The organism is Mycobacterium sp. ABE4_509 (assembly GCF_056160785.1).
Map to the genome: position 1 here is coordinate 1 of NZ_JBSWXU010000264.1, position 3027 is coordinate 3027.

General features: G+C 70.7%; 3 protein-coding genes. 2 read left to right on the forward strand and 1 reads right to left on the reverse strand.

Annotated elements, in window-relative coordinates; genetic code table 11:
* Positions 1-70 precede the first annotated feature (70 nt).
* A complete protein-coding gene (locus tag ACXAID_RS27660) occupies positions 71-1696 on the forward strand; it encodes an FAD-binding and (Fe-S)-binding domain-containing protein (RefSeq protein WP_475025367.1) in 1626 nt (541 codons plus the stop codon).
* Between the two features lie 5 nt (positions 1697-1701).
* Here the strand turns inward: ACXAID_RS27660 and ACXAID_RS27665 are convergent, their stop codons facing one another.
* Positions 1702-2379: a maleate cis-trans isomerase family protein gene (locus tag ACXAID_RS27665; RefSeq protein WP_475025365.1), complete on the reverse strand. Its 678-nt coding sequence runs from the start codon at positions 2377-2379 to the stop codon at positions 1702-1704.
* Between the two features lie 125 nt (positions 2380-2504).
* Between ACXAID_RS27665 and ACXAID_RS27670 the strand changes: the two genes are divergently transcribed.
* Positions 2505-3027, forward strand: a 523-nt coding sequence (locus ACXAID_RS27670) for an NAD(P)-dependent oxidoreductase (protein ID WP_475025366.1), incomplete at its 3' end; no start/stop codon positions are given.

The following is a 3027-nucleotide window of genomic DNA, read 5'->3' on the forward strand; positions in this document are numbered from 1 at the left end:
GGGGGGGGGGGAGGAGGGAGGGGGGGGAGGGGAGGGCGCGGCGGTGCCGACGCACAGGCTGGCAGACTAACTGCGCGGCCTCGACGAGCTGATGGCTCGTTTCGGGCTGTCCGGGGCGTCCTACGGGCACTTCGGCGAGGGCTGCATGCACATGCGCATCGACTTCGACCTGCTCAGCGCCGCCGGAATCCGGGCCTACCGCGAGTTCGTCGAGCAGGCCACCGATCTGGTGGTGTCGCTGGGCGGTTCGGTGTCCGGCGAGCACGGCGACGGCCGGGCCCGCTCGGAGCTGCTGGACCGGATGTACGGCGCGGACGGGCTGGCCCTGATGGCGAGCATGAAGGACATCTGGGATCCGCGCCGGCTGCTCAACCCGGGCGTCGTCGTCGACCCCCCGCCGCTGGACGCCGACATCCGCCAGCAGACCCCGATCGAGCGCACTCCGTTGACGCTGTTCGCCTATCCCGATGACAACGGGGACTTCTCGCAGGCCCAGCGCCGCTGCGTGGGAATCGGGAAGTGTCGCCAGACCAGCGGCGGGGTGATGTGCCCGAGCTATCAGGCCACCCGCGAGGAGCAGCACTCCACCCGTGGGCGGGCGCACCTGCTGTGGGAGATGCTCGCCGGCGAGGTGGTGACCGACGGCTGGCGTTCCACCGAGGTGCGCGACGCGCTGGACCTGTGCCTGTCCTGCAAGGGCTGCCTGTCGGACTGCCCGGTGAACGTCGACATGGCCACCTACAAGGCGGAGTTCACCCACCACCACTATGCGGGCAGGCCGTGGGCGCGCCCGCTGTCGCACTGGTCGATGGGCTGGCTGCCGCTGTGGTCGCGGGTGGCGGCCCGAGCGCCACGGCTGGCTAACCGGCTGGCCCGCGGCTCGCTGGTGAAACGCCTCGGCGGCATCGCCGACGAACGCGAGATCCCGCCGTTCGCCGAGCAGACGTTCACGGCGTGGTTCGCCGCGCGGCCGGTCGCGCCGGGACCCCGCGGGCAGGTGTTGCTGTGGCCGGACAGCTTCACCAATCACCTTGCCCCGCAGGTGGGCCGGGCCGCGGTCGAGGTCCTCGAAGCGGCCGGCTACCAGGTGGCGCTTCCGGACGGTCCGGTGTGCTGCGGGTTGACCTGGATCTCGACCGGGCAGCTCGTCGCGGCGCGCAGGCGGCTGGAGGCTTCGCTGAAAACGCTGGCGCCGCACCTGGATGCCGGCACCCCGATCGTCGGACTCGAGCCCAGCTGCACCGCGGTACTGCGCCGCGACGCCCACGAACTGCTCCCCGGCAACGACCTCGCCGGTCGCGCCGCCCAGCAGACCCGGACGTTCGCCGAGTTCGTGCTCGCCTCCGGCTGGCAGCCGCCGCAGCTGGATGCCGCGGCACTGGTGCAGACGCACTGCCACCAGCATGCGGTGCTCGGCTTCGACGCCGACCGCGCGTTGATGGCCAAGGCCGGGATCGCCGCCGAGGTACCGGATTCGGGATGCTGCGGACTGGCCGGCAACTTCGGCTTCGAACGCGGCCACTACGAGGTGTCGCAACAGGTGGGGGAGCGGGTACTGCTGCCGGCGGTGCGCGAGGCCGCCGAGTCCACCGCGATCGTCGCCGACGGGTTCAGCTGCCGCACCCAGATCGCCCAGGGGACACCGCGGCACGCGGTGCACCTGGCCGAACTGCTGGCCCAGGGGCTGGGCGACTAGGTGGCTCAGCGCTCCATCAACTGCTGGCCGGGCCCGACCGCCTTGCGGCCGATCAGGCTCAGCGCATGCCATATGGTGACCTGGTTGGCGGTCAGCACCGGCTTGCCGAGTTCGGCTTCCAGCTCGGCGATCACGTCGTAGGTCGGCATGTTGGTGCAGCTGATGAACACCGCCTGGGCGTCCTCGGTGTCGGTCTCGCGGACCAGCTTGGCGGTGATGTCGTGCGGCACGGTCCAGATGTCGGAGGTCAGCCCCAGCCCGGCCGCGGCGGTGACCTCGATGCCGGACTCGCCCAGGTAGGCAGTCAATCCCACGGTCAGGTCGGCGGTGTACGGGGTGGCCGTGGCGACCCGGGTGAAGTCGAGATACCGCAGCGCCGAGAGCAGCGCGCCACTGGTGGTCAGCGCCAGCGGCGCGCCGGCCCCGAGCATCGCCTCGACCAGCGCCTGCTCGGCCAGTGGTCCGCCGACGAAGCTGCCCGACGTACAGGCGTAGGCGGTGACCAGCGGGCCCACCGCGCAGATGTCGGTGACGCCGCGGGCGGCGGTCTCCGGGTCGGAAACGTGCACGGCCATCTCCATCGTGGCCGGCATGGGGGCATAGGGAAGTCGGGTGAAGTGGAGGCTCACGTCATTGGGAAGCCACCGCCAGAGTTCGCGGTCGAGCGCGAAATCGTAGGGCACTACAACGCCGATACCGGCTTGCTGCAGAGGTGGCGACGGGTTCATTGACATAGTGTGGGGCCACCTAGCACACCCCGCAAGTCGATTGTTGACAATCGTACGTTTTGGTTCCTAGCCTCTGTCGCGTGCCTGGATCACGACCGGTTGTCGCGGTGCTGTGCGAGAAGCCCGACGACCGCCCGCTGGGACTTGTCGGCTGGCTGGAAGACCTCGCGATCGACTTCCGTTTCTGCGCTGCCGACGGGCTGGCCGAGGCCGTGCGCGGGGCCCGCGGACTGCTGCTGTGGGACTTCTTCTCCACCGCGGTGCGCGACGTCTGGGAGCACGCCGGCGACCTGGAATGGATTCACATCACCGCCGCCGGCGTGGACACGTTGTTGTTCGATGAGCTAAGGGATTCCGGCGTCGTGGTGACCAACGCCAGGGGGGTGTTCGACCGGCCGCTGGCCGAGTTCGTCCTCGGCGCGGTGATCGCTCACGCCAAGGACTCCCGCACCAGCTTCGAGCTGCAGGCCCGCCACGAGTGGCGCCACCGCGAGACCCGCAGCATCACCGGGGCCACCGCGCTGGTGGTGGGCACCGGCGGCATCGGCCGCGAGATCGCTAAGCTGCTGCGCGCCGCCGGGCTGGTGGTGCGCGGCGCCGGCC